Annotated in this window: 21 protein-coding genes, 1 tRNA gene and 1 pseudogene; 13 read left to right on the plus strand and 10 right to left on the minus strand. The window is 71.8% G+C overall.

The annotated features are described in order from the left end of the window. From HNO83_RS14710 to HNO83_RS14735, 6 genes and pseudogenes are all read left to right on the plus strand, one after another. On the plus strand, nucleotides 1-960 hold the full coding sequence (locus tag HNO83_RS14710) for an NAD(P)/FAD-dependent oxidoreductase (RefSeq protein WP_175338265.1): 960 nt from the start codon (nucleotides 1-3) through the stop codon (nucleotides 958-960). Between the two features lie 57 nt (nucleotides 961-1,017). Next, nucleotides 1,018-1,089, plus strand: a tRNA-Gln gene (locus tag HNO83_RS14715). Between the two features lie 197 nt (nucleotides 1,090-1,286). Beyond that, nucleotides 1,287-3,557 (plus strand): S1 family peptidase, encoded by a 2,271-nt coding sequence (locus HNO83_RS14720; RefSeq protein WP_175338266.1) that lies wholly within the window; start codon nucleotides 1,287-1,289, stop codon nucleotides 3,555-3,557. A 149-nt stretch (nucleotides 3,558-3,706) separates the two neighbouring features. Next, complete coding sequence (locus tag HNO83_RS14725; protein ID WP_175338267.1) at nucleotides 3,707-4,096, plus strand: VOC family protein; 390 nt, start codon at nucleotides 3,707-3,709, stop codon at nucleotides 4,094-4,096. 64 nt (nucleotides 4,097-4,160) lie between these two features. Next, a complete protein-coding gene (locus tag HNO83_RS14730; protein WP_175338268.1) occupies nucleotides 4,161-4,499 on the plus strand; it encodes a hypothetical protein in 339 nt (112 codons plus the stop codon). Between the two features lie 133 nt (nucleotides 4,500-4,632). Continuing rightward, nucleotides 4,633-7,236, plus strand: a pseudogene (locus tag HNO83_RS14735) (cation-translocating P-type ATPase); the annotation flags it as partial. Between the two features lie 10 nt (nucleotides 7,237-7,246). Here HNO83_RS14735 and HNO83_RS20150 read toward each other — a convergent pair. Next, complete coding sequence (locus HNO83_RS20150; RefSeq protein ID WP_249776751.1) at nucleotides 7,247-8,557, minus strand: phosphoribosyltransferase family protein; 1,311 nt, start codon at nucleotides 8,555-8,557, stop codon at nucleotides 7,247-7,249. Nucleotides 8,558-8,698: 141 nt separating this feature from the next. Between HNO83_RS20150 and HNO83_RS14745 the strand changes: the two genes are divergently transcribed. Both HNO83_RS14745 and ppsA read left to right on the plus strand, forming a co-directional pair. Further along, the gene (locus HNO83_RS14745; RefSeq protein WP_175338270.1) at nucleotides 8,699-9,661 is read left to right on the plus strand and encodes a 1-phosphofructokinase family hexose kinase; all 963 of its coding nucleotides are present in this window, start codon (nucleotides 8,699-8,701) and stop codon (nucleotides 9,659-9,661) included. A gap of 115 nt (nucleotides 9,662-9,776) precedes the next feature. Next, a complete protein-coding gene (gene ppsA, locus HNO83_RS14750; RefSeq protein ID WP_349627223.1) occupies nucleotides 9,777-12,206 on the plus strand; it encodes a phosphoenolpyruvate synthase in 2,430 nt (809 codons plus the stop codon). On the opposite strand, the gene HNO83_RS14755 is transcribed toward ppsA, so the two are convergent. The 3 genes from HNO83_RS14755 to HNO83_RS14765 form a co-directional block, all read right to left on the minus strand. Continuing rightward, nucleotides 12,161-12,334, minus strand: coding sequence for a hypothetical protein (locus HNO83_RS14755; RefSeq protein ID WP_175338271.1), 174 nt, complete (start codon nucleotides 12,332-12,334; stop codon nucleotides 12,161-12,163). The genes ppsA and HNO83_RS14755 overlap by 46 nt on opposite strands. Then, nucleotides 12,331-13,020 (minus strand): BON domain-containing protein, encoded by a 690-nt coding sequence (locus tag HNO83_RS14760; protein WP_175338272.1) that lies wholly within the window; start codon nucleotides 13,018-13,020, stop codon nucleotides 12,331-12,333. The genes HNO83_RS14755 and HNO83_RS14760 overlap by 4 nt, the downstream gene beginning before the upstream one ends. Before the next feature lie 75 nt (nucleotides 13,021-13,095). Then, nucleotides 13,096-13,512, minus strand: coding sequence for a hypothetical protein (locus HNO83_RS14765; RefSeq protein WP_175338273.1), 417 nt, complete (start codon nucleotides 13,510-13,512; stop codon nucleotides 13,096-13,098). Between the two features lie 48 nt (nucleotides 13,513-13,560). On the opposite strand from HNO83_RS14765, the gene HNO83_RS14770 reads away from it, so the two are divergent. Beyond that, nucleotides 13,561-14,079 carry a GNAT family N-acetyltransferase gene (locus HNO83_RS14770; protein WP_175338274.1) on the plus strand — a complete coding sequence of 173 codons (519 nt, stop codon included), beginning with the start codon at nucleotides 13,561-13,563 and terminating at the stop codon, nucleotides 14,077-14,079. Here the strand turns inward: HNO83_RS14770 and hpaD are convergent. From hpaD to hpaH, 6 genes are all read right to left on the minus strand, one after another. After that, a complete protein-coding gene (gene hpaD, locus HNO83_RS14775) occupies nucleotides 14,057-15,196 on the minus strand; it encodes a 3,4-dihydroxyphenylacetate 2,3-dioxygenase (RefSeq protein WP_175338275.1) in 1,140 nt (379 codons plus the stop codon). The two genes, HNO83_RS14770 and hpaD, sit on opposite strands and share 23 nt — an antisense overlap. 33 nt (nucleotides 15,197-15,229) lie before the next feature. Beyond that, nucleotides 15,230-16,777 carry a 5-carboxymethyl-2-hydroxymuconate semialdehyde dehydrogenase gene (gene hpaE, locus HNO83_RS14780; protein WP_175338276.1) on the minus strand — a complete coding sequence of 516 codons (1,548 nt, stop codon included), beginning with the start codon at nucleotides 16,775-16,777 and terminating at the stop codon, nucleotides 15,230-15,232. A 26-nt stretch (nucleotides 16,778-16,803) separates the two neighbouring features. Next, a complete protein-coding gene (locus HNO83_RS14785) occupies nucleotides 16,804-17,487 on the minus strand; it encodes a GntR family transcriptional regulator (RefSeq protein WP_175338277.1) in 684 nt (227 codons plus the stop codon). Further along, complete coding sequence (locus HNO83_RS14790) at nucleotides 17,469-18,902, minus strand: fumarylacetoacetate hydrolase family protein (RefSeq protein WP_175338278.1); 1,434 nt, start codon at nucleotides 18,900-18,902, stop codon at nucleotides 17,469-17,471. The genes HNO83_RS14785 and HNO83_RS14790 overlap by 19 nt, the downstream gene beginning before the upstream one ends. 82 nt (nucleotides 18,903-18,984) lie before the next feature. Next, on the minus strand, nucleotides 18,985-19,797 hold the full coding sequence (locus tag HNO83_RS14795) for an HpcH/HpaI aldolase family protein (RefSeq protein WP_175338279.1): 813 nt from the start codon (nucleotides 19,795-19,797) through the stop codon (nucleotides 18,985-18,987). Beyond that, complete coding sequence (hpaH, locus tag HNO83_RS14800; RefSeq protein ID WP_175338280.1) at nucleotides 19,782-20,567, minus strand: 2-oxo-hept-4-ene-1,7-dioate hydratase; 786 nt, start codon at nucleotides 20,565-20,567, stop codon at nucleotides 19,782-19,784. The genes HNO83_RS14795 and hpaH overlap by 16 nt, the downstream gene beginning before the upstream one ends. 300 nt (nucleotides 20,568-20,867) lie before the next feature. On the opposite strand from hpaH, the gene HNO83_RS14805 reads away from it, so the two are divergent. The 4 genes from HNO83_RS14805 (at nucleotide 20,868) to HNO83_RS14820 (ending at nucleotide 26,113) form a co-directional block, all read left to right on the plus strand. Next, entirely contained in the window at nucleotides 20,868-22,388 is a 1,521-nt protein-coding gene (locus HNO83_RS14805) for an ABC transporter substrate-binding protein (RefSeq protein WP_175338281.1), read from the plus strand. 91 nt (nucleotides 22,389-22,479) lie between these two features. After that, nucleotides 22,480-23,421, plus strand: a complete 942-nt coding sequence (locus HNO83_RS14810; protein WP_175338282.1) for an ABC transporter permease — start codon at nucleotides 22,480-22,482, stop codon at nucleotides 23,419-23,421. Next, nucleotides 23,418-25,283, plus strand: coding sequence for a dipeptide/oligopeptide/nickel ABC transporter permease/ATP-binding protein (locus HNO83_RS14815; protein ID WP_175338283.1), 1,866 nt, complete (start codon nucleotides 23,418-23,420; stop codon nucleotides 25,281-25,283). Before HNO83_RS14810 ends, HNO83_RS14815 begins: the two co-directional genes overlap by 4 nt. Beyond that, on the plus strand, nucleotides 25,280-26,113 hold the full coding sequence (locus tag HNO83_RS14820) for an ATP-binding cassette domain-containing protein (protein WP_175338284.1): 834 nt from the start codon (nucleotides 25,280-25,282) through the stop codon (nucleotides 26,111-26,113). The genes HNO83_RS14815 and HNO83_RS14820 overlap by 4 nt, the downstream gene beginning before the upstream one ends. The last annotated feature ends 9 nt before the right edge of the window (nucleotides 26,114-26,122 follow it).

Raw genomic sequence — 26,122 nt, forward strand, 5'->3', positions numbered from 1 at the left:
ATGACCGGGGAGGCGTCGCCGCTGGACGCATCGTACGAGGTGGTCGTCGTCGGCGGGGGTCCCGCCGGGCTGTCGACCGCGCTGAACCTGGCCAGGGCCCGCCGGCGCGTGCTCGTCGTAGACGGCAACCGCCCCCGGCACGCGGCCACGCTGCGCGCGCACGGGTTCCTCACGCGCGACGGGGTGTCCCCGCTCGACCTGCGCCGGATGGGCCGGGAGGAGGTCGACGCGTACGACAACGCGACCGTGGTGTTCGCCCAGGTCTCCGGGCTGGCCGTCGAGGGCTCCGGCTTCCGGGTGACCGGCCGCGGCGTGCGCGGCGGCGCCGACATCGACGTCACCGCCGACACCGTGGTCATCGCGACCGGCGTGACCGAGGCGATGCCCGCTATCCCGAGCCTGCGCGCGTACTACGGCACCCAGCTGCACAGCTGTGTCGAGTGCGACGGCTACGAGGAGGCCGGCCGGCCTCTCGCGCTGATCGGCGAGACCGACGACCTCGCCGAGCGGGCACTGCTGCTGACCCAGTGGACGGACGACCTGATCGTCTTCACGAACGGCGCCGGTCGTGTGACGGAGGACGAGGAGCGCGCCCTCGGCCGGCTCGGTGTCGGCGTCGAGCGCCGCCGCATCGACGACGTCGTGGGCGAGAAAGGCGTCATGACCGGCGTCCGGCTCGACGACGGGACGGTCGTCCCGCGCGCCGGCGGTTTCCTCCGTCCGGTGTGGTCGCCGGCCCTCGGCTTCGCCGACGCCCTCGACCTCGACCGCGACGAGGAGGGCTACCTCGTGACCGACCGGCACGGCCGCACGTCCCTCCCCGGCGTGTACGCGGCGGGGGAGACCACGGCACCCGGACCGCAGCAGCTCATCGTCGCCGCGGGCGCCGGAGCGACGGTCGCCGCCGCGGTCAACCGGGACCTGATCGGGCTTGCTCTGGACGACGCCGCCGTTTTGTAGTCCGGCCTGCGGGTAGGCTAGAGTTGGTTCTCGTGCCCGGGCCGCGGTTCGGAGCAGTGGGGTATGGTGTAATTGGCAACACGGCTGATTCTGGTTCAGTTGTTCTTGGTTCGAGTCCAGGTACCCCAGCAGTAAAAGCATCGGAGATCTGACGCTCTCAGCCGTCGGATCCGGGCAGTCCCGGCATCGTGCGGTCGTGCGGCGGCTGTCGTTCTGCGTACAAGAACGATCGAGTCGCGACCGGAAGGATGCGCGGCCCAGTACGGTAGACGCGTGATACCGAGCCAGCGATGGTCGAGTCCTGCAACCGCCGGAGGAGCCGCCTGATGCAGCCGAAGAGGCTCGCGACATCCGTGACGATGGTCACCTCCATGGTTGTCGTCGTCGTGGCCGCCGCCCTTGCTGCGTGCACCGGTACGGCCGACCGCGTGCGCGCCGACGCCCCGAGCCCTCCGCCCACGACGAGCGGACCGGACGCGGCGGGCACTCCGGCGCCGTCGCCGACCGCTCCGGCCACGAGCCCGTCGACCCCGGCCGCGCAGCCGCCCGACCCGTCGACCCTGCCCGACGGGTTGAAGACGGCGATCTCCCGGGACCTCCACATCACGCCGCAGCAGTACCTTGCGGGTGCGCAGGCCGCCGCCGCTGCTCCGGCCACCATCGCCTCGCTTCAGAAGGCGGGAATCGACCCGGCGCGGGTGTGGCTCGACGGCAGCGTCCTCAAGGTGCACACCACCGACTCGCACGAGCGGGAGGTCGCCCGCGCGCTCGGGGCGGAGCCTTCCGCCTCCGCACCTCCGGCCGCGCCCGCCGTGTCCACGGCCACATCCTACGAGGACCTGGTCGACGGATCGGGATGGTACCTGCCGGTCGGCGGCGGCTACATCTCGATCTGCTCTACGGGGTTCAACGGGTGGAACGCGTCCGGGGCAGCGAGCGTCGCGACCGCGGGGCACTGCCTGCTCGGCAACTCCCCGGTTCCCGCTGCTCCCGTGACCGCCACGCGGTACGTCCAGACCCAGCCGAACCAGACCGGGACGTCCGGCTCGACGATCGGCAACCTCGACTACAACTCGTTCCAGTTCGGCGGGGGCTACGACTCCGGGCTGATCGGCGTGAGCAACCCGGCCGTCGCCCCGCGACCACTGGTCTCGACCTGGGACGGGAACGCCATCCCCGTGCGCGGCACGATCACCGCCACCGTCGGAGCGTATGTCTGTAAGTCCGGCCGGACGACCGGCTGGACGTGCGGAACGGTCCAGCGCGTCAACTACGCGCAGGGCATCAGCGGCGGCCAGACCGTCAACTCCGTGCAGACGAGCATGTGCATGTACCACGGCGACTCGGGCGGTCCGGCGATGATCGGCTTCTACGCGGTCGGGGTCAACTCCAGCGGGACCTGGTCGAGCGCGGCGTGCACCGACAGCGTAGGCTACTCGGCGATCTACCCGATCCAGGGGAACGCCGCCAGCGTCCTCAGCCAGCACACCGGGTGGGAGCCCATGGTGGCGGTGGATGCACCCGCGGTCACCCAGGTGACGCCGGGGACGACGACCGTCCTCACGGGTACGCTGCCGAATGCGGCGACGGGCAACTCCGTCTCGGTCTACCTGGATGGCGGCACCACGGCCGCCGGGACCGCCTCCGTCGACGTTGCATCCGGCGCCTGGAGCGTGTCGGTGCCAGGGCAGTCGGCCGGCTCCCACACCTACCGCGTCGTGGCCGGGTGGGGGGCTCACAGCCGCTCCGCGGCGGCCGCGGGCGGCTACACGGTCACAGCGACGCCGACCCCGACACCGACGCCGTCGGTCATTCCGACGCAGACCCCCGCCGCCACGGCGACCCCGACCCCGACTCCGACGTCCACGCCGTCGCCGTCGCCCGGGACGCCCGCTCCCACTCCCGCCCCGCTGCTTCCCGGCTACCCCACCGGCTCCTTCATCAAGTCCCCGAGCTCTGGGACGGTCTACATCGTCGGCCCGACCGACATCAAGCCCGTCTCGTCGTGGGGAGCGCTCCTGGCTCTCACCCCCAAGGGACAGAGCCCCGTGATCCGCGTCGTGCCGGCCTCCGTCATCGCTGGTCTGCCGATCGGGCCGATCGCCCTCACGTCGGGGACGCTGGTCCGCAGTGCCGCCGACGCGACGGTGTACCTCGTCAACGGCCTCACCAACAAGATCCCGTTCTCGACATTCGACATCCCCGCCTCCATCGGGATCACAGGATTCTCGTTCGTCAACAGCGCCGTCCTCGCCGGCTACCCGGCCGCCAAATCGGTCATGGGCTACGGCATCACGTGTGGAGGCACGGACTACGTCGCAGCGGCCGGTACGCTCCGGTCGCTGGATGCGACGACGAAGCCGCTCTACCCGCTGGTGTTCACGCCCCTCGACTCCTACACCTGCGCCCTGCTCCGCGTGGGGGCGCCCGCCACCAAGTTCCTCCGGACGCCGGACGGCTCCATCTACCTGCTCGACTCCGGAACGAAGCGGCCCATCTCCTCGATGGCGCGCTTCGCGCAACTGGGCGGCTCGGTCGGCTACGTCGACGTCACCGCGGGCCTCGCAGCCACGATCCCGTCGGGGCCGGCGGCCTAGCAGCCGCTCCCCGCCGGAACACCTTCCGCGCATCGGCGGCCTCCCGGAACGTCTGCGGGTGCGCGCCGCGCCGCGGTCGTTCCGCACCGCCGCAGTCGCGGGGGCGGGCGGGGCTTCCCGCGCGCGCGTGCCTGCGGCATCATGGGCGCGTGGCAGACCCGGAAGGACCCGGCATCGTCGGCGTCGGAACCATCGGCATCCCCGTGAGCGACCAGGATCGCGCGCTCGCCTTCTACCGCGACGTGCTCGGCTTCGAGGTGCGTGTCGACGCACCGCTGCCGCAGCTCGGGACGCGGTGGATCATGCTCGCGCCGCCGGGTTCCGCGGTGTCGGTGTCGCTGGTGCCGGAGAGCGACGACGCGCCCGCGGGCGTGGAGACCGGCATCCGCTTCGAGACGGAGGATGCCGAACGCGCCCATCGGAGCCTGAGCGAGCGCGGCGTGGACGTCGGCGAGCTGCTGCGCTGGCCCGGCGTGCCGGCGATGTTCGCGGTGCACGATGCGGAGGGCAACCGGTTCGAGATCGTCGAGCGCGGGTAGCGCCGGCGTCCTGGTCCCGGTCGGTGGGAGCAGTCGCTATGCTTCAGGACAGGGGGTGGTCACGATGAGCGCACTGCTTGCGGGACTCGAGAACGATGAGCGCCGGCGGCGGCGGGTGGCGCTGCTGTGGGTGGTGGCCTGCATCACCGGCGCCGGCACGTGGCTGACGGCGCCGTTCGGGATCGCGTTGGTCGCCCGCGGCGAGACGATCGGCTGGGCGCTGATCGCGGCCGGGGTGGCGCTGCTCGCGGCGACGGTGGTCGCGGTGCTGTTCGCCCGCCGCATGCACCGGCGCCCGGAGAGCCTCCCGGGCAAAGCGAACCCGCGGTTCGACGAGCCGGAGCCGTCGCCCGACCCGCGGGGCGGCTACTCGATGAACGGCTCCATGCTCGGCTCCCGCTGAACCGACTCCGGACTAACGGAGCCTGCCTCCCGCGGGGGCCTTTCGTCCCTGCCGCGCCGGCCGCGGACCTGACTCCATAGGAGTGAGCGGGTCGCGCGCTCCGGAGGACGTCCGCGGCCGGGGAGGAGGCGCGGTGGCGCCGCAGCCGGACGAACGGCCCACACGGGAGCCCATCGACACCCTGCTCCGCGACCTCAAGACCGGACGGGACGGGCTCGGCAGCAGGGAGGCCGCCCGGCGGCTCACCATTCACGGCCCCAACACACTGCCGACGGGGCGGCGGGCGAGCTGGCTGCGCGAGCTGGTGCGGCAGTTCACGCACCCGCTCGCGCTGCTGCTGTGGGTTGCGGCCGCGCTGGCGTGGGTGGCCGGGACGCCCGTCCTGTGCTGGGCCATCCTCGCGGTCATCGTCATCAACGCGATCGTGGCCTATCTGCAGGGGAGGCAGGCGGAGCGGGCGATCGAGGCGCTGTCCCGCTACCTCCCGCAGCAGGCGACGGTGGTCCGCGACGGCGTCGCCTCGGAGGTGCCGGCGGTCGACCTGGTGCCCGGCGACGTCATCCTGGTGACCGAGGGCGACCGGGTCTCCGCCGACGCACGGCTGATCGAGGGGAGCGTCGAGATGGACCTCTCCACGCTGACGGGCGAGTCGGCTCCCGTCACCCGGTCGGCCGGTGCCGAGGACACGGCGGACCGGTTGATCGACGCCCCGGACGCGGTCTTCTCGGGCGCGCAGTGCACGTCCGGGCAGGCGCGGGCCGTCGCGTTCGCCACGGGAGCGACGACGGAGCTCGGCCGGATCGCCACCCTCTCCCGTCAGGCGACGCCGCAGCTCAGCCCGCTGGAGCGGCAGGTCCGGCGCTCCACCTGGCTGATCGCGGGAGTGGCGGTCGGGGTCGGCGCGCTCTTCCTCCCGCTGGGCCTGCTGGCGGGGCTGTCGCTGCCGGAGGCCGCCGTGTTCGCGATCGGGCTGCTGGTCGCCAACGTTCCCGAGGGGCTCCTGCCGACCATCACCCTGGCGCTCGCGGTGGGCGTGCGGGTGCTGGCGCGTCAGGGTGCGCTGGTGAAGCAGCTCTCCGCGGTGGAGACGCTGGGCTCGACGACCGTGATCTGCACGGACAAGACGGGGACGCTGACCCGCAACGCGATGACGGTCACGGCCGTGTGGAGCGCGAGACGGGCGATCGACCCGACGGCGCCGGACCCCGCGCTCGGCCCGCTCGCCGAGGTGATGGTGGACTGCAACCAGCTGGAGCGCCTGTCCGACCCGATGGAGACGGCCCTGCGGGAGGCGGGGGAGCGGCTCGGCGCCCGCGTGGCGCTTCGGGTCGCGACCTTCCCGTTCGACGCGGAGCGGAAGCGGATGAGCGTGGTGAGCCGCCGCGGCGACCGCCTGCTCGTCGCGGTGAAGGGAGCCCCGGAGCTGCTGCTCCCGCTGTGCGTCTCGGTCTTCGACGGCACGCGTGCGCGGCCGGCGACGGACTCCGATCGCAGGGAGGTGCTCGACGCGGTGGATGGGTTCGCCCGGCACGGCCTCCGGGTGCTGGCGCTCGCATCCCGGGAGGCGTCGGCTCCGCCCGAGGATGCGGCCGCGGCCGAGTCCGGCCTCTGTCTCCTCGGGCTGGTCGCCCTGCTCGATCCGCCGCGGCCCGAGGTGCCCGAGGCGGTCGCCGCCTGCCACAGCGCCGGGATCACCATCCACGTCGTCACCGGCGACAACGGGACGACCGCGAGCGAGGTCGCGCGTCAGGTCGGCATCGCGACGGACCGGGTCATCACGGGAAGCGAGGCGGACGCGCTCTCGGAGCCCGAGCTGGATGCGCTGCTCGCCCAGCCGGGCGAGTTCGTCTTCGCCCGCAGCACGCCGGAGGGGAAGCTCCGGATCGCCGAGGCGCTGCAGCAGGAGGGCCAGACGGTGGCGATGACCGGCGACGGGGTGAACGACGCCCCGGCCCTCCACCGGGCCGACATCGGCGTCGCGATGGGCCGCTCGGGGACGGATGTCGCCCGGCAGGCGGCGACGATGGTCCTCACCGACGACAACTTCGCGACCATCGTGACGGCGATCCGGGAGGGGCGGCGCGCGTACGACAACCTGCGCAAGTTCGTGCTCTACATCTTCGTTCACGCGGTGCCGGAGGTCGTGCCGTTCATGCTGTTCGCGCTGTCCGGCGGCGCGATCCCGCTCCCGCTCACCGTGCTGCAGATCCTCGCGATCGACCTGGGGACGGAGATCCTCCCCGCCCTCGCACTCGGCCGGGAGAAGGCGGAGCCGGACGTGATGTCGCGGCGCCCGCGCCCCCGCTCGGAGCCGCTCATCACGCGCCGCCTGCTGCTCCGGGCGTGGGGCCTGATGGGGGTGCTCTCCGCCGCGCTGGCCCTCGGCGCGTTCTTCGCGGTGCTCGTCGCCGGTGGCTGGACGCCGGGGGCGCCCGTGGGGCCCGGCGACCCCCTCCACGGCGTCTATCTGCAGGCGACCACGGCGACGTTCCTCACGATCGTCGCCTGCCAGGTCGGCACGGCCTTCGCGGCGCGCACCGAGCGAACCTCGCTCCGCCGGCTCGGCGTCCTGAGCAACCCGCCGCTGCTCGCGGCCATCGGCGTGGAGCTGCTCTTCGCCGCCGCCCTCTGCTCCGTGCCCGTGCTGCAGACGGTGTTCGGCACGGCGCCGCCTCCCGCGTGGCTGATCCTGCTCTTGCTGCCGTGCCCGGTCATCGTCTGGGGCGCCGACGAGGCGGCGCGCTGGTTCAGCCGGCGGCGAGCCGATCGGCGGTCGGCAAGTGCTGCTCGAACCATCCGGCCGCCAGCTGCGCGACCGTCTCCAGAGCTCCCGGCTCCTCGAACAGGTGACCGGCGTCCGGGACGACCTCCAGCCGGGTCGGGCACCGCATCCGGGAGAGGGCGAGCCGGTTGAGGTCGAGCACCTCCGGATCGTTCCCGCCCACGATGAGGAGGGTCGGCGCGGTGACGCGCTCGAGCGCGCCGGCGCCGGCCAGGTCGGGGCGGCCGCCGCGGGAGACGACGGCGACGACGCCTTCCTGCTCCTGAGCCGCCGCGGTCAGCGCGGCACCGGCCCCGGTGCTCGCACCGAAGTAGGCGAGCGGGAGCCCGGCCGTCGTCTCGTCCTGTCGCGCCCACCGGGTCGCGAAGCCGAGCCGCTCGGCGAGCAGCTCGATGTCGAAGACCAGCCGGCGGTCGTGCTCCTCGCCGGGCGTCAGCAGGTCGAGGAGGAGTGTGGCGATGCCCCGGGCGTTGAGCACAGCGGCCACAAAGCGGTTGCGCGGGCTGTGCCGGGAGCTGCCGCTGCCGTGGGCGAACAGGACGAGGCCGGTTGCCTGATCCGGCACGGCGAGCGATCCGGCGAGCGTCACGCGTCCCGCCGGGATCTCGACCTCCGGGTCCAGGTCGGCGGGCGCTCCCGTCGGCCGGAGGGCCGCGCGTGCGAGAACGCTCGCGACCTCGTCGTCGGTCGTCTGGGTGAAGTCGCGGTACGCCTGGCCGACGGCGAAGTAGGGCACCGGCTCCTCCAGGCACACGACATCGTCGGCGTCCGGGATCAGCCGGGAGGCGGCCTCCGCAGGACCGACGGGTGCCGCGACGACGACGCGGGAAGCGCCGAGCGCCCGGGCGACGCGGCAGGCGGCGCGCGCCGTCGACCCGGTGGCGATGCCGTCGTCGACGATGATGACCGTCCGACCGGCGAGGGATACGCGCTCGCGATCGCCGCGGAACGGGCGGACGCGCCGCTCCAGCTCGGCCCGCTCCCGGTGCTCGACCTCGGCCAGGTCGGCGTCGGTGAGACCGGCCATCCGGACCACGTCGTCGTCCACGACCCGGACGCCGCCCTCGCCGATGGCGCCCATCGCCAGCTCCGGCTGATACGGCACCCCGAGCTTCCGGACGACGATCACATCCAGGGGAGCGTGCAGGGCCTTCGCCACCTCGTCCGCCACCGGGACGCCGCCGCGCGGGAGGCCGAGCACGACCGGGTCGTGGACCGCGAGGAACTGCAGGCTGTCGGCGAGTTCGCGACCCGCCTCGATTCTGTCCGCGTACATCCGCTCGCCTCCCACCCGGTCGATCCTCCTCGCCGGCGGGCCGCACGGGCGGGACCTAGGGCCCGCGGCACCCGTCCGCCGGCCGCTACAGTCGGCGCCACCGCGGCTGAGCGCGGCGTACCCGAGAAGGAGGCCGCCACGATGGAGCAGCATCCCGTCGACGCCCGCCCGGTCCGGCAGATCCTCACCGTGACCCTGAATCCCGCCCTCGACATCAGCGCGTCCACGCAGGAGGTGGTCAGGGAGCACAAGCTGCGCTGCAGCGGGAGCCGCCTGGACCCCGGCGGGGGCGGCGTCAACGTGTCGCGGGTCATCCACCGCCTGGGCGGCCGGAGCCTCGCCCTGTACACCGCGGGAGGCCCGATCGGCGAGGCCTACCGGCGCCTCGTCGACGCCGAGCGCGTGCCGAGCGTGGTCGTGCCGATCGCCGGGCAGACCCGGCAGAGCCTCAGCGTGGAGGAGCGGGCGACGGGAGCGCAGTACCGCTTCGTGCTCGAGGGGCCGACCCTCAGCGTGGAGGAGTGGGGCGCGTGCCTCGATGTGATCGGGCAGACCGTCGCTCCCGGCGGCTTCCTGGTGGCGAGCGGGAGCCTCCCGCCGGGCGTCCCGGCGGACTTCTACGCGAGGGCCGTGCGGCTGGCGCGGGAGGCGGGGGCGGAGTGCGTCGTCGACGCGTCCGGGCCCGCGCTCGGCGCGGCTCTGGCCGAGGGGGTCTTCGCGGTCGCGCCGAGCGGGCGGGAGCTCGAACAGCTCGCCGGCGCCCCGCTGCCGACCCTCGACGACCGGATCGACGCGGCCACCGCACTGGTCGCGGACGGCTCGGCGCGCTATGTCGCCCTCACGCTCGGCGCCGAGGGTGCCGTCCTCGTCTCGGCGGAAGGCGTTCTGCGGCTCGCGGCGCCCGTGGTGGACGTCGTCAGCGCCGTCGGCGCCGGCGACGCCTTCGTCGCGGGCTTCGTCCTCCGGCTCGCCCAGTCGCGGCCGGTGGAGGCGGCGTTCCGCGCGGCCGTGGCGGCCGGAACCGCCGCCGTCATCACCCCGGCGACCGCGCTCTGCGACCGCGCCGACGTCGAACGGTTCGAGGTGATGCTCGACCGGGCCTGACCGCCCGGCCGCGACGGCGGGCCGAAAGCCCCTGTGCCGGCCGTCGCGGCGGGACGTACCGTCGCCCCGACGCGTGGGCGCCACCGGCGGCGCCACGGCGGATCGGAGGAGACCGGTGGACGGGTTCGTCTTGTGGTTCGACGAGGTCGGGATGGACGATGTTCCGCGGGTGGGCGGCAAGAACGCCTCCCTCGGAGAGATGACCGGATCGTTGACGCCGGAGGGCATCCGCGTCCCGGACGGGTTCGCGACGACGGCCTCCGCGTACCGCGCGTTCGTCGCAGAGAACGGGATCGAGCCGGCCCTGCGCGAGCAGCTCGAGCGCTACCGCTCCGGTGCCGTGACGCTGCGGGAGGCCGGGCAGGAGTTGCGCAGGCTGTTCCTGTCGGCGGAGTTCCCTCCCGCCATCGCGGACGCCGTCCTCCGCGCCTACCGGCGGCTCGGCGAGCGGACCGGCACGCCGACGCCCGCCGTCGCCGTGCGCTCCAGCGCGACGGCGGAAGACCTCCCGGAGGCGAGCTTCGCCGGAGCCCAGGAGACCTTCCTCAACGTCGCGGGCGAGCAGGCCGTGCTGACGGCCTGCCGTCGCTGTTACGCATCCCTCTTCACCGACCGGGCGATCGCGTACCGCGAGGCGCAAGGGTTCGACCACCTGGCAGTGGCGCTCTCGATCGGCGTCCAGTCGATGGTTCGCTCCGACCTCGGCGCGTCGGGGGTCATGTTCACCATCGACACGGAGACAGGCTTCCCGGACGTCGTGGTCATCAGCGCCGCGTGGGGCCTCGGGGAGCTCGTGGTGCAGGGCGCGGTCGACCCGGACCGGTACCAGGTGTTCACGCCGTTGCTCGACCGGCCCGGCGCCGAGCCCATCATCGAGAAGGCCCTCGGCGCGAAGGCCCGCATGATGGTCTACGGCGAGGGCGGCACCGCACGCACCCGGACGCTCGACACCCCGGCCCGCCGCCGCGCCGCGTTCACGCTGACCGACGACGAGATCCTCCAGCTGGCGCGCTGGGGGCGGTCGGTGCAGAAGCACTACGGCCGGCCGATGGATGTGGAGTGGGCGCGCGACGGGATGACCGGCGAGCTCTTCCTGGTGCAGGCGCGGCCGGAGACCGTGCAGTCGGTGAAGACGCGTCCCGTGTTCGTGGAGCACCACCTGACCGAGACGGGTCCGCTGCTGCTCTCCGGCGCCGCGATCGGCGATGCGATCGCGGCCGGGACCGTGTGCGTCATCCGCGACCCGTCGCAGATCGCGCGCTTCACGGACGGCGCGATCCTCGTGGCCGAGATGACCGACCCCGACTGGGTGGCCGTGATCGCGCGGGCCTCCGGGATCGTCACGGATCACGGAGGATCCACCAGCCACGCGGCGATCGTCGCCCGCGAATTGGGCATCCCGGCGGTGGTGGGCACAGGATCCGGAACGGAGACCCTGCGCGACGGCCAGCCCGTGACTCTCTCCTGCGCCGAGGGCGATGTCGGTCACGTCTACGGCGGTGAGCTCGCGTTCGAGACCACTGAGGTCGACCTGAGCCGCGTCCCGGCGACGCGGACCCGCGTGAACGTCAACGTGGCGAGCCCGAGCGCCGCCTTCCGCTGGTGGCGCCTCCCCGCCGCCGGTGTGGGTCTCGCCCGGATGGAGTTCATCGTCAACAACGTGATCGGCGTGCACCCGATGGCGCTCGTGCATCCCGACCGGGTGGACGCGGACGCGCGCGCGAGGATCCGGGAGCTGACGGCCGGGTTCGACGACCCGAAGGACTTCTTCGTCGAGAAGCTGGCCCGCGGGATCGCCAAGCTCGCCGCGCCGTACCACCCGCACGACGTGGTCGTGCGCCTCAGCGACTTCAAGGCGAGCGAGTACGCGCACCTGCTCGGCGGGGAGGCGTTCGAGGAGCCGGAGGAGAACCCGATGCTGGGCTTCCGCGGCGCCTCCCGCTACTACCACCCGCGCTACCGCGAGGGGTTCGCGCTGGAGTGCGCCGCCCTGAAGCGCGCACGGGAGCTGCTCGGGTTCGCCAACATCATCCCGATGGTGCCGTTCTGCCGCACACCCGGCGAGGCCGACCGCGTGCTGGAGGAGATGGCCGCCAACGGGCTGGTGCGCGGCGAGCAGGGCCTTCGCGTCTACATGATGTGCGAGATCCCCTCGAACGTTATCCGCGCGTCCGAGTTCGCGCGCCGCTTCGACGGCTTCTCGATCGGGTCGAACGACCTCACGCAGCTGGTGCTCGGCGTCGACCGCGACTCCGAGCTGCTGGCGCCGCTGTTCGACGAGCGCGACGCGGCGGTCGAGTGGATGATCGCCGAGGCGATCCGGCGGGCGCACGAGGCGGGGATCACGATCGGGATCTGCGGCCAGGCGCCGAGCGACCACCCCGACTTCGCCGCCTTCTTGGTCGAGCAGGGCATCGACTCCATCTCGCTCAACCCGGACAGCCTGCTGCGGACCATCGGACGGATCGCGGAGGCCGAGGCGGCGGAGCCGCCGCGCGCTCAGCCGGCCGACACGCCGAAGACGCGGAGGACCGTGTCGATCTGAGACGCGTAGATCACGGAGAGGAGCTGCAGCGCCAGCACGGCGATCGCGAAGAGCAGCACGGCCCAGACGACGGCCAGGCCCGCCATCTCCAGCAGGGCCCCGGAGCGCGCCGGGCGTCCGGCGCTCATCGTCCGTCCCCCAGGTGCACCTGGAGCAGGTTGTGGACCATCGTGACGTTCGGCGAAGACCAGGCGGTGACCTCCGCCTCGTGCTTCTCGATCCACGAGCGGACCGTGCCGGTGAGGGTGAGCTCCGTGCCGTCGGAGGTGACGACGATGTTCCGGGCGTCGAGGGCGGCGTTGCGGACGATCGCCTGACGGACCCGGTGCTCGACGTCCTGGGCGTCGGGTCGTCCCGTCAGCTGCACCCGGTTCTCCACCCTGTGCACGCCGCGGAGCTGCTGCACGGCCCGGGCGGCCGCCGTGCGCTGGAAGTCCCAGTCGACCAGGCCGGTCAGGATGACCGTGTGCCCGTCCACCTCGACGTGGATGCCCTTCGGCGGGAGGCCCGAGGTCCAGCTGAGCACGTCGTCCACCGCCTTCGCGAGCTCGACGCCCTCGGGCTCCCCGGCGACGGGTCGCAGCTCGAGCTCGTCGTTGACGGCGCGGACGCCGGTCACCCGCTGCGCGGTCATCACCGCGGCCAGGCGCTGGCTGAGCGTGCGCACGTGGCCGCTGAGCGTGACCACGCCGGCATCGACGGCGACGCCGATGTGCGCGGGGTCGTCGAGCGCGGGCTGCCAGCCCAGCTCCGACTGGACGTCGTGACGGATCTTGAGGTCCTCGGCGGAATGCGTGACGGTCTTGGTGTTCATACGCCAAGGGTGCGATCGACGGGGTCTGTGCTGTGAGGGCCGAAAGTCCTCCGCCGAGCGAGTGCGGCCGGGTCGCTAGGAGGCGCCGAGCACCCACGCCCAGCTCAGGAGGATGAGCACGAACATGTCCACGAACACGAAGGCGATCGACAGGACGGCGATGAACAGCACGACCGCGATGAGCTCGATCACCCGGAAGAACAGGGCGTTCCCGCCGCTGTCGAGGTGCGGCGCGAACCGCCGGAGCATCAGCCCGGAGCAGCAGAAGGGCGCCGCCATCGCGACCAGGAGCACGCCGGTGTAGGCGGCGCCACCCGCTCCGATCCTCAGCTGCGCCAGGCCGAACAGCGCAGGCCCGAGTACCGCGAGTCCGAGCCCGATGAACAACTGCCCGTGGCCGGCCCACCACACCGCGCGGGCCAGGCGCCCGAGTCCTGCGGGCGGCATTCTGCGGTACCAGCGCACGCCTGGCGCGACGACGACATCCCCCATGGGCCGAGGCTACCCGACCGTCGTGCACGGACGCCGTAGCCTGATGGGATGGGGAATGTCGAGGTGAGGCCGGCGCGGACGGACGACGCCGAAGGGATGGCGCGCGTGCACGTCCAGTCGTGGCGTGAGACCTACCGCGGGATCATGCCCGACGCCGTGCTCGACGACCCGGAGGCGCCGGCCAGGCGGGAGCGGATGTGGACGACGGTGCTCTCGGACGACCGGTACGCCGCCAACACTTTCGCGGTCGCCGAGGTGGACGGCCGGATCGTCGGCATCGCGATGTCCGGCCCCGCGGACCCGCAGCACGGCGACGTGCGCGAACTCCAGGTTCTCTACCTGCTCGCCGGGCACCACGGGTCGGGGCTCGGCCGCCGGCTGCTGCAGGCGGTGGTTCCCGACGGGACGGCCGCCGCGCTCTGGGTCGCCGACCCGAACCCGCGGGCGCAGGCGTTCTACCGCGCCGCGGGCTTCGCCCCGGACGGCGGAACCAAGGTGGAGGAGGGTGTCCGCCACCTCCACCTGGTGCGTCCGGCGGCCGCGACTACACCTGCGCGCCCAGCTTGAAGCCCTGCGCCTCGTCGCCCTTGCGGGTGTAGGAGAAGCCGTCGGCGCCGATGGTCACGTCCATCTCGGAGTCGTCGGTGCGGGAGGTCAGCGGCTGCGGGTTCCCGTCGAGGTCGAGCACGGTCGAGGCCTCCGTGTACCAGGACGGGACGACGGGGTTGCCCCACCAGTCGCGGCGCTGGTTGTCGTGCACGTCCCAGGTGACCACCGGGTTGTCCGGGTCGCCGGTGTAGTAGTCCTGGGTGTAGATCTCCACGCGGTGGCCGTCGGGGTCGCGGAGGTACAGGTAGAACGCGTTCGAGACGCCGTGCCGGCCAGGTCCGCGCTCGATGCAGTCGCTGCGGCGGAGGGCGCCGAGCTTGTCGCAGATTGCGATGATGTTGTGCTTCTCGTGGGTGGCGAACGCGACGTGGTGCATCCGCGGTCCGTCGCCGCCGGTCATGGCGGTGTCGTGCACGGTCGGCTTGCGGCGCATCCAGGCGGCGTAGGTGGTGCCGGCCTCGTCCTGGATGTCCTCGGTCACGCGGAAGCCGAGGTCCTCCATGTACGCGACGGCACGCGGCACATCCGGCGTGACCTGGTTGAAGTGGTCGAGCCGGACAAGCGCGCCCGGAGTGTAGAGGTCGTAGCGCCAGGCCAGGCGCTCCACGTGCTCCACCTCGTAGAAGAACTCGTAGGGGAAGCCGAGCGGGTCCTCCACGCGCACGGAGTCGCCGATGCCCTTCGTGAAGCCCTCCGCACGGCGCTCCACCCGGCACCCGAGCTCGGAGTAGAACGCGACGGCGCGGTCGAGGTCCTCCGGGGTGCGGACGCGGTACGAGAACGCGGCGACCGCGGCCACCGGGCCCTTCCGCAGCACCAGGTTGTGGTGGATGAACTCCTCGAAGGAGCGCAGGTAGACGGTGTCCTCGTCCTCCTCGGTGACGACGAGGTCGAGCACGTCGACGTAGAACTCGCGGCTGGCGGCGAGGTCGGTGACGACGAGTTCCATGTAGGCGCAGCGGACGACGTCGGGCGGCGTCGCCTTGGGGGTCCGGATGCGGTGGGTCGGCGCCGGGATCGGGTCGCCGTCGGTCACGGCGGGCTCGGGGGCGTCCGGGGTGATGGGTGAGGTCATGTCAGAGCTTCCTTGCTGTGGTGGGGGAGGGGATCAGGCGTCGCCGGCGTCCTCGGCCGCCTCGGCGGCCTCCTCGGGACGGTGCGCGGTCGCGCCGAACCGGGCGGTGTGGACCGGGCCGAGCGTGATGTGGACCGCCTGCTGGTCGGTGTAGAAGTCGATCGAGCGGTAGCCGCCCTCGTGTCCGAGCCCGGACGCCTTCACGCCGCCGAACGGGGTGCGGAGGTCGCGGACGTTGTGGGAGTTGAGCCACACCATCCCGGCCTCGACGTTCTGCGCGAAGGTGTGGGCGCGCTCCAGGTCGCTGGTCCAGATGTAGGCGGCGAGGCCGTAGCGGACGCCGTTGGCGAGCTCCAGCGCCTCCTCGTCGGAAGCGAACGGGGTGATGGCGACGACCGGGCCGAAAATCTCCTCCTGGAAGATGCGCGCATCCGGGGAGACGTCGGCGAACACGGTCGGAGCGACGTAGTTGCCGGTCTCCAGGCCCTCCGGGCGGCCGCCGCCGGCGAGCAGGCGGCCCTCCTGCTTGCCGAGCTCGACGTACGACATGACCTTGTCGTAGTGCTCCGGGTGGACGAGCGCGCCGACCTCGGTCTTCGGGTCGTGCGGGTCGCCGACGACGATGTGCTTCGCGCGTTCGGCGTACCGCTCCAGGAACTCGTCGTAGACCGGGCGCTCGACCAGGATGCGGGAGCCGGCGGTGCAGCGCTCGCCGTTCAGCGAGAACACGCCGAACAAGGTGGAGTCGATCGCGGCGTCGAGGTCGGCGTCGGCGAAGACGACGGCGGGCGACTTGCCGCCGAGCTCCATCGAGAGCCCCTTCAGGAACGGCGCGGCGTTGGCGAAGATGATCTGCCCGGTCCGGCTCTCGCCGGTGAACGAGATGAGCGGCACATCCGGGTGCTTGACCAGCGCGTCTCCGGCCTCCTCGCCGAGGCCGTTGACGAGGTTGAAGACGCCGTCGGGCAGGCCGGCAGCACGGAAGATCTCCGCCCACAGGCTCGCCGACAGCGGCGTGAACTCGGCGGGCTTCAGCACGACGGTGTTGCCGGTCGCGAGCGCCGGGGCCAGCTTCCAGCTCTCCAGCATGAACGGCGTGTTCCACGGCGTGATGAGGCCGGCGACCCCGATCGGCTTGCGGTTGACGTAGTTCAGCTGGCTGCCGGGGACCTTGTAGGCGTCGTCGGCCTGCGCGACGATCAGGTCGGCGAAGAACCGGAAGTTCTCCGCCGCGCGCTGCGCCTGCCCGAGCGCCTGCGTGATCGGGAGGCCGGTGTCGAAGGTCTCCAGCTCCGCGAGGCGGGCGTCCTGCGCCTCCACCGCGTCGGCGATGCGGTTCAGCACGCGAGCCCGCTCGCGCGGCTTCATGCGCGGCCAGGGGCCGTCTGCGAAGGCGCGGTGCGCGGCGGCGACGGCGAGGTCGATGTCCTCCTTCTGGCCGGCCGCGGCCTGAACGTAGGTCTCGTTCGACACCGGGTCGAGGACGTCGAAGGTCTTGCCCGAGACGCTGTCGACGAACCGGCCGTCGATGAAGTGCTGGATCTTGTCCGGAAGGTTCTCCGGGATGTGGTGCTGCGCCATGCGCGGCCTCCGTTCGATGGGTGCGGTCAGTGCTGCTGCTTGTGTTCGCTCTGGTACGCGTGGAACGCGTCCAGGGTCGCCAGCCGGTGGCGGCGGGCGGCGAGCTCGATCTCCAGCGCGTCGGCGCCGGACTCGATGAGCTGGAGGATGTGCTCGTGCTCGTCGACCGACTCGCGGGCGCGACCGGGCACGAAGCTGAAGGTGGAGTCGCGCAGCACGGTCAGGCGGTTCCAGCCGCGGTGCACGAGGTCGAGGATGTGCGGGTTGGGGCACTCCTCGAACAGCACTGCGTGGAACTCCTGGTTGAGCTGCGTGAACCGGTGCGGGATGAAGTCGTCGAGGCAGGCGATCATCTCGCGGTTGATCATGCGGGCCCGGTGGAGGTGGTCGCCGTTCAGCAGGGGAGCGGAGAGCTGGGTCGCTGCCCCCTCCACGAGCGCGAGGGTCTCCATCGTGTACGTGTACTCGGCCTCCTGCAGCAGCGCGACCTGGGCGCCGACGTTCTTCTCGAACGTCACCAGCCCCTCCGCCTCCAGCCGCCGGATGGCTTCGCGCACCGGGACGACGCTGATGTCGAGCTCGCCCGCGATCTGCCCGAGCACGAGCCGGAAGCCGGAGACGTACCGCCCGTCGTCGATGCGCGCCCGGATGAAGTCGTAGGCCAGCTGCGACTTGCTCGGGGCGGCCGTCTTCACCGCTGAGTCGACCATGCGCGGTACCTCTCTTTCCATTCGGCGTTCATCGGGAACAGCCCGTCGACGGGGGCGCCCTGGGCGACCTGCTCGGCGATGAACTCCTCTTCGCGTTCCTGCTCGATCGCGTCGGCCACGACCTCGTCCACGAGGGCGGGCGGGATGACGAGCAGGCCGTCGGCGTCGCCGACGATCACGTCGCCCGGCTGCACGGTCGCGCCGCCGCAGGCGATGGTCACATCGGTGTCCCACGGCACATGCCGGCGACCGAGCACCGCAGGGTGCGGGCCGTTGTGGAACGTCGGGATGTCGAGTGCGGCGACGACCTCCAGGTCGCGCACGCCCCCGTCGGTCACGATGCCGGCGGCGCCGTTGACCTGGGCCCGCAGGGCGAGCACGTCGCCGACGGTGCCGCTGCCGCGCTCGCCGCGGGCCTCGATCACGAGCACCTCCCCGGCACCGACGGCGTCGAAGGCGCGCTTCTGCGCGTTGTAGCCGCCGCCGTGCGAGGCGAAGAGGTCTTCGCGGTTCGGCACGTAGCGGAGCGTGCGCGCCGTGCCCACGACCTTCGTGCCGGGCCGGGTCGAGGTGAGGCCGTCGATGGAGACGTTGTTCAAGCCGCGCTTGCGCAGCTGCGAGCTGAGCGTGGCGGTCGCGACGGACGCGAGCTTCGCGCGCCGGTCGTCCGTCAGTTTCCATGCGGGCTCTTCGGGAGTGCCGTACGCCTCCGCCCGCTGGTGGTCGTCGACGGCGGGCTTCGTGCCGAAGTCGCCGAACGGGATGGTGCCCTCGACGATCCGCGTGACGAGGCGGCCGGTCGTCGGTGCGCCCGGCGCGGAGGGCGCATCCACTTCCACCTCGACCGTGTCGCCCGGCTGCGTGACGGACGAGCCGGCGGGGGTGCCGGTGAGGATGACATCTCCCGGCTCCAGCGTCATCAGCTGCGAGAGGTCCGCGACCAGGCGCCCGAACGGGAACAGCAGGTCGTCGGTCGTGCCCTCCTGCACGAGTTCGCCGTTCAGCCAGGTGCGCACGCGCAGGGCGCCGGGGTCGAGGGAGGCGGCGGGGAGGACGACCGGCCCGAGGGGCGTGAAGCCGTCTCCGCCCTTGGAGCGGACGTTGGAGCCTTTGTCGGCGGCGCGGAGGTCGTACAGGCCGAAGTCGTTCGCCGCCGTGACGCCGGACACGGCCGCCCAGCCCTCCTCCGGCGTGACCCGGCGGGTGGGGCGGCCGATGACGAGGGCGATCTCGCCCTCGAAGGCGAGGAGCTCCGTCCCGGCCGGCCGCTCCAGCTCGCCGCCGGAGTGCGCGATCGACGACGACGGCTTGAAGAAGTAGGACGGCTGGGCCGGTGTGCGGCCGCGCTGCGCGGCGCGCGAACGGTAGTTCAGGTGCACCGCGATGATCTTGCCGGGGTGGCCGATGTCGCTCACGGGTGGTGGCTCCTCATCGTCCGGGAAGGGGTCTGCTGACCGTATTCGAGATCATATACGATCCGCGTGTTGTGGGGCAAGGTCAGTAGCCCGCCGGTGCGGGCGCGTCGGGGGAGGCGCCGATGAACCGGTCCGCCAGCGCCTCCGACGCCCGGGCGAGCAGCGTGACATCGGCGCCGACCAGCAGATAGGAGGCCCCGGCCGCCGCATACCGGTCCGCGGTCGCGGGATCGAAGGCGTTCACCCCGACCGGCGTTCCCGCCGCGCGACCGGCCGCGATCACGCGCTCGACGGCGGCGATCACGTCCGGGTGGTCCTGCCGGCCCAGCAGGCCCATCGAGGCCGCGAGGTCGGCCGGGCCGACGAGCAGGGCATCCACACCCTCCACGGCCGCGATGCCGTCCGCGACCTCCACGGCGTCGGCCGTCTCGATCTGCACGGTGAGCGAGACGAGGACTTCCGCGCGGGCGAGATAGTCCGGGATGCGGCTCCAGCGGGACGACCGCGCCAATGCGCTACCGACGCCGCGGATGCCGTGCGGAGGGTACCGCACGGCGCGCACCATGGCCTCGGCCTGCTCCACGCTGTCCACCATCGGGACGAGGATGTTCTGCGCGCCGAGGTCGAGCAGTTGCTTGAGCGTCACCGTGTCGCCGAACGGCGCGCGCACCAGGGGCACGACCGGGTAGGCGGCGACGGCCTGCAGTTGGGCGAGGATCGACTCCAGCCCGACGGGGGAGTGCTCGCCGTCGACGAGGACGATGTCGAGGCCGCTCCCGGCGCAGATCTCGGCGACGAGGGCGCTGCCCCCGCAGGACCACATCCCGTACAGGGGGCGGTCGGCGGCGCGGAGGCGGTCGGCGAAGGTCGGTGTCGCCTCTAGGCGAATCGGCATGTGATGGCTCCCAGGGTTCCGTAGTCGGCGTGGACGGTGTCGCCGCGTTCGACCCACATCGGGCGGGTGAACGAGCCGGCGAGGACGATGTCTCCGGCCTCCAGTCGCGTGCCGTGCTGCGCGAGCTTGTTCGCGAGCCAGGCGACGCCGGTGGCGGGATGGTCGAGCACGGCGGCCGCGACGCCCGACTCCTCGATCGTCTCGTTGCGGTACAGCAGGGCGCCGATCCAGCGCAGGTCGACGGCGTCGACGGCGACCGGGCGGCCGCCCACGACCATGCCGCCCATGGCTGCGTTGTCGGAGATGGTGTCGACGATGGTCCTGCCCTGCATCTCGATGCGCGAGGAGAGGATCTCCAGGGCCGGGACGACGTACCGGGTGGCGCCCAGCACGTCGAACAGGGTGACGTGCGGCCCTTCGAGCGGTTCGGCGAGGACGAAGGCGAGCTCGACCTCGATCCGCACGTTGGAGTACTGGTCGAACGGGATGACGGCCCCGGTCTCGTAGACCATGTCGTCGAAGATCGCGCCGTAGTCGGGCTCGGTGATCCCGGTGGCCTGCTGCATCACCTTCGAGGTGAGGCCGATCTTCCGGCCGACGAGCCGGCGTCCGGCGGCGAGCCCGCGCTCGACCCAGACCTTCTGCACCGCGTAGGAGTCCTCCACCGTCATGCCGGGGTGGCGTGCCGTCAGCAGCGGGACGGTCGTGCGGTCCCGCTCGGCGGCGGCGAGTTCGTCGGCGATGGCCTGGATGGTCGGGCGGTCGAGCACCGGTGGGTCCCTTCGTCGTCGGAGGCGGGGCGCGTTCGCCCTGCATGGATCGTATATCTTCCCGTACACCGCGGGCGCGGTCGTGCACGGAAATTCCAGCCGTCTGCCGGGATTTCGTGTTCCCCATGCCGTCGTGTCAGGCTTTCCCCATCGTTTTTCTCCGTTGGTTGCCTTTCTTGTCAACAACTGTAGAATTACCGCCACGACACACCGGAGTGTCCGGCGATCGCGGTCGACGACCCGCTCCCCGTGTTGTGTCGAGTTCCACCTCCTTGCCGAAGAGAACCGAGAGAAGACACCATGAAGAAAGCAATGATCGCGGTGGCCCTGGCCGCCGTGACCGCGCTGGCGCTGAGCGCCTGCGGCTCCGGGGGAAGCGACACATCATCCACCGCCAAAGCGGACGGCGGTCCGCTCAACATCGGCGAGTTCGCCGACGTCACCAGTTGGGACCCGTCGCTCGCCGACATCGGCTTCGACGGCCCCTACCTCTCCGCCGTGTACGACCCGCTGATCGCCGTCGACGGAGACGGCAAGCCGGTCCCGGCCCTCGCCACCTCGTGGAAGGTCTCGGACGACTTCAAGACGGTCACCCTCACGCTCCGCAGCGGCGTGAAGTTCTCCGACGGTGAGAAGCTCGACGCCGCAGCCGCGGTGAAGAGCCTCGAATACTTGCAGAAGGGCGCCAGGAGCGGCGAGGCCTACGCCAGCGTCGCGGGCTTCAAGGCCGTCGACGACAAGACAGTCGAGATCGACCTGAAGCAGCGCGACGACATGCTCCTCTACTTCATGGGCATCGGCCGAAGCTACGTGATGGCGCCGAAGGCGATCGACGCGGGCACGCTCGCGAAGGACCCGGTCGGCTCCGGCCCGTACACGCTCGACAAGACCAGCGTCGCCGGCGCGGAGTACCACTTCACCAAGGTGAAGGACCACTGGGACTCCAAGAACTTCCCGTTCTCGCCGCTCGCGATCTACCCGATCCAGGATGCGACCGCGCGCGACAACGCGATGCTCTCCGGGCAGATCAACGTCAACTACGCCGACGACACGGCTCTCAAGCAGGCGAAGGAGAACGGCTGGAACGTCGCGGCGAAGGTCTCCGGCTGGGTGGGCCTGCAGTTCACCGACCGCGCGGGCGCGAAGTTCAAGCCGCTCGGCGACGTGAAGGTGCGCCAGGCGCTCAACTACGCGTTCGACGGCGCCGGCATCCTGAAGGCCGTCGGCAACGGCGCGGGCAAGGCATCCGACCAGGTCTTCCCGTCGGGCCTCCCCGGCAACGTCGAGTCGCTGAACTCCACCTACAAGACCAGCATCGCCAAGGCCAAGTCGCTGCTCGCGGACGCGGGCTACCCGAACGGGTTCGAACTGCACATGCCGATGTCGCAGGTGTTCCAGGTGTGGCAGCCCGTCGTGGACCAGACGTTCAAGCAGCTGGGCATCACGGTCACCTGGGACGACATGCAGTACATGGACTACCAGAAGAACGCGCCGACCTACCCCATGTTCGTCGCCTTCATCTCCATGGACTCCAACCCGGTCGCGAGCGTGCAGCGGCAGATCAACCTGCCGCAGTGGTACAACCCGACGCCCGACGTCGACGCCTACCCGGACGTCAAGGCCGCCGTCGAGAAGGTGCTCACGGCGAAGCCGAGCGACCAGGTCGGCGAGATCGAGGCGCTCAACAAGCTCGTCACCGACAAGGCGTGGTTCGACGTCTGGTACCAGGCGAACAACTCCTACACGTCCACGTCGAACATCCAGGTCACCCCGGTGGTCGGGATGATGTTCCCCACACTCCGCCAGATCCAGGCGAAGTGACCCCCGGCGGGTGGGCCGTGCGACCGGCGCGGCCCACCCGACACCGCTCGTCACCCGACTCCGGCACCCCCGACCGGCAGGAACCCCCTCCATGATCAGATTCACCCTCAAGAGGCTCGTCTCCGGCGTGATCCTCCTGGTGGCCGTCTCCATCGGCACCTTCTTCCTCGCCCACCTGGCGATCGGCGACCCGACCGCCGGACTCCTCGGCACCTCCGCGACCCCCGCCCAGCAGGCGGCCCTCGCAGCGAAGATCGGCACGGACCGCCCGCTGCTCGTCCAGTTCTGGGAGTGGGGCAGTCACGCCGTCGTCGGAGACTTCGGCACCTCGTGGCGCAACTTCCAGCCGGTGAACGCGCAGATCGCGCTGAAGCTGCCGGTCACGCTCTCCGTGGTCACGGCCGCCGTGCTGCTCTCGGCGGTGTTCGGCGGCCTGTTCGGCATCCTCGCGGGCCTGCGGCCGGGCAGCATCCTCGACAAGGTCATCAAGGCGGCGTCCGTGATCCTCTTCGCCCTTCCCGGCTTCTGGGTGAGCCTCGTGCTGGTCATCTGGTTCGCGGTGAACCTGAAGTGGTTCCCGGCGGTCGGGTACGTCCAGCCCCAGGTCAGCGTCGAAGGCTGGGTGCGGTCGATCACCCTGCCCGCGATCGCGCTGTCGCTCGGAGCGATCGTGATGATCGCCGAGCAGCTGCGCAACGCGATCATCACCGCGGACAACCAGGACTACGTCCGGACCCTCCGCAGCCGCGGACTCAGCTCGGCGCGGGTCACCGTGCACCTGGTGCGCAACGCGGCTCCCGCCTCGCTGACCGTGCTCGCGCTCATGTTCGTGGGGCTCCTGGGCGGCGCGATCGTCGTCGAGCAGATCTTCTCCCTGCCGGGGATCGGCGCCCTGACCTCCGGCTCCTCCCAGAACGGCGACATCCCCATCCTCCTGGGCATCACCGTCATCACGGTCATCTTCGTCGTGGTGGTCAACTTCCTCCTGGATGTGGTGCTCGGCTGGATCAACCCGAAAGCGCGTGTGCAATGACGGCGACGGAAGTGATCATCGACCCCCGCGAGAGCGCGGCTGCGGCCGCCACGAGGCGGCGCGGCTCCACCCTGGTCCGCCTGCTCAGGCGCCCGGCGGGCGCGGTGTCGCTCGCGGTGCTGCTGCTCGTGGTGCTGGTGGCCGTGTTCGCGCCGCTGCTCGCACCGCACGACCCGAACTTCGTCGACTTCGCGATCACCAAGGCGCCGCCCAGCGCTGCGCATCCGCTCGGCGGCGACAGCGCCGGCCGCGACGTGCTCAGCCGGCTGATCTGGGGCACCCGGTCGACCCTCTGGGGCGCGCTCGTGACCATCGTCGTCGCGATCGTCGTCGGGGTCCCGGCGGGACTCGCGGCCGGGTACTACGGCCGCTCCTTCGACCGTGCCGCCAGCTGGGTCAGCGACGCGCTGCAGGCGGTGCCCGGCATGATCGTGCTGCTCATCGTGGCGGCCGGCACGCGCAACGACTTCACCGTTCTGATGGCGACCCTCGGCGTCTTCATGGCGCCCGGATACTTCCGGCTGACCCGCTCGACGGTGCTGGCCGTCCGCAACGAGCCGTACGTGGATGCGGCCCGCGTCGCCGGTCTCACCGACGCCCGCATCATGGCCAGGCACGTCGTCAAGGCGGTGTACGCGCCGGTCATCATCCAGACCGCGCTCACGGCCGGGCTGGCGATGGGCATGCAGGCCGGGCTCCAGTTCCTGGGCATCGGCGGGGCGCGCACGCCCGCCTGGGGCGCCATGATGAACGAGGGCTTCCGGACCATGCTCACCAGCCCGCTGCTGCTGCTCTGGCCCTCCCTCGCCCTGGGCATCACCATCGCCGCGCTCGCGGTGCTCGGGTCCACGCTTGCCGACGTGGTCAGCGTGCGGACGCCCGTGCACCGGCGCCGTCGCCGCCGCGCCGCCGCGCGCTCCTCCGGCGAACCCAGGGACGTGACCACCTCGACCGGCGCTGTCGCGCACAGCGCCTCCGACTCCGCCGTGCAGCTGAAGAACCTGCGGGTCGCCTACGCGGCGCCCGACGGGAGCGAGCTCGAGGTGGTGCACGGCATCACGCTCGACGTCGCCCCCGGCGAGGTGCTCGGGATCGTGGGGGAGTCGGGGTCCGGCAAGTCGCAGACCGTCTTCAGCATGCTCGACCTGCTGCCCGCGGGCGGGGCGTGCACCGCGGACGCGATCTGGATCGGCGGCCGCGACGTCACGCGGCTCGGCCACAAGGACCGCCAGCGGCTGCTCGGACACGAGGTGGGGTACATCCCGCAGGAGCCCATGTCGAACCTCGACCCGTCGTTCACCATCGGGCACCAGCTGATGGAGCCGTTGCGGGCCGTGCACAAGCTCGGGCGCGCGGCGGCCCGCGAGCGGGCGCTGGAGATGCTGGCCAAGGTCGGCATCCCCGACCCGGCGCGCGTGATGAAGGTGTACCCGCACCAGCTCTCCGGCGGCATGGCGCAGCGCGTCCTCATCGCCGGGGCGATCGCGGGCAAGCCGTCGGTGCTGGTCGCCGACGAGCCGACGACCGCTCTCGACGTGACCGTGCAGGCCGAGGTGCTGGAGCTGCTGCGCGAGCTGCAGCAGGAGTACCGGATGGCCCTCGTCATCGTCACCCACAACTTCGGCGTCGTCGCCGACATCTGCGACCGCGTCGTCGTCATGCGCGACGGCGAGATCGTCGAGATCGGGACGGTGGAGCGCATCTTCGCCCGGCCGTCCAGCGACTACACCCGTGAGCTCATCGCGGCCTCCCTCGACGGCGCGGAGAGCCGCGCCGAGCTGGACGCCGCCCACGCATCCCGGGAACCGGCCGGCCCCGACGGCGCCGGCGACCCCGCGACCAGGAAGGCGGTGCCGGCGTGACCGCATCCCCCAACCCACTGCTGAGCGTCGAGGACCTGGTGGTCGACTACGGCCAGCGCCGCGGCAGCTTCCGGGCGCTGAAGGAGGTGTCGATCGAGGTCGGAGCGGGCGAATGCGTCGGCCTCGTCGGCGAGTCGGGGTCGGGCAAGTCGACCCTGGGCAAGGCGATCCTCGGACTGGTCCCCGTCGCCTCCGGTCGCATCGTCTTCGACGGGCAGGACATCACCCGGGCGAGCGGTGCCGCGCGGCGTGCCCTCGCCTCCAGCATCCAGGTCGTGTTCCAGGATCCGTACGGGTCGCTGAACCCGGCCATGACCGTCGGCGACATCCTCGCCGAGCCGCTCACCATGGCGGGGGCAGGGCGCCGAGCCGCCCGCGCCACCGTCGCGGAGATGCTCGACCGGGTCAAGCTGCCCTCGGGCGTCGTCGACAGGTACCCCAAGGAGTTCTCCGGAGGACAGCGGCAGCGCATCGCGATCGCACGCGCCCTGGTCCGGAAGCCCCGCCTGATCGTCTGCGACGAACCGGTGAGCGCACTCGACCTGACGACGCAGGCGACCATCATCGACCTGCTGCTGGAGCTGCAGCGCGACACCGGGGTCTCGTACCTGTTCGTCTCGCACGACCTGGGCGTCGTCCGCCGCATCTGTCACCGCGTCGCCGTCATGTACCGCGGCGAGATCGTGGAGACCGGCGACGGCGAGCAGGTCACACGTGCTCCGCAGCATCCCTATTCGCAGCGCCTGCTGATGGCCTCGCCCATCGCCGACCCGGCCCGTCAGGCCGAGCGCCGCGCCGCCTGGCTGAAGCTGCGCGAGCGGGCGGCGTGAGGGGTCGGC

Origin of the sequence: Leifsonia sp. C5G2, from assembly GCF_013359685.1 — a bacterium.
Classification (GTDB): domain Bacteria; phylum Actinomycetota; class Actinomycetes; order Actinomycetales; family Microbacteriaceae; genus Leifsonia.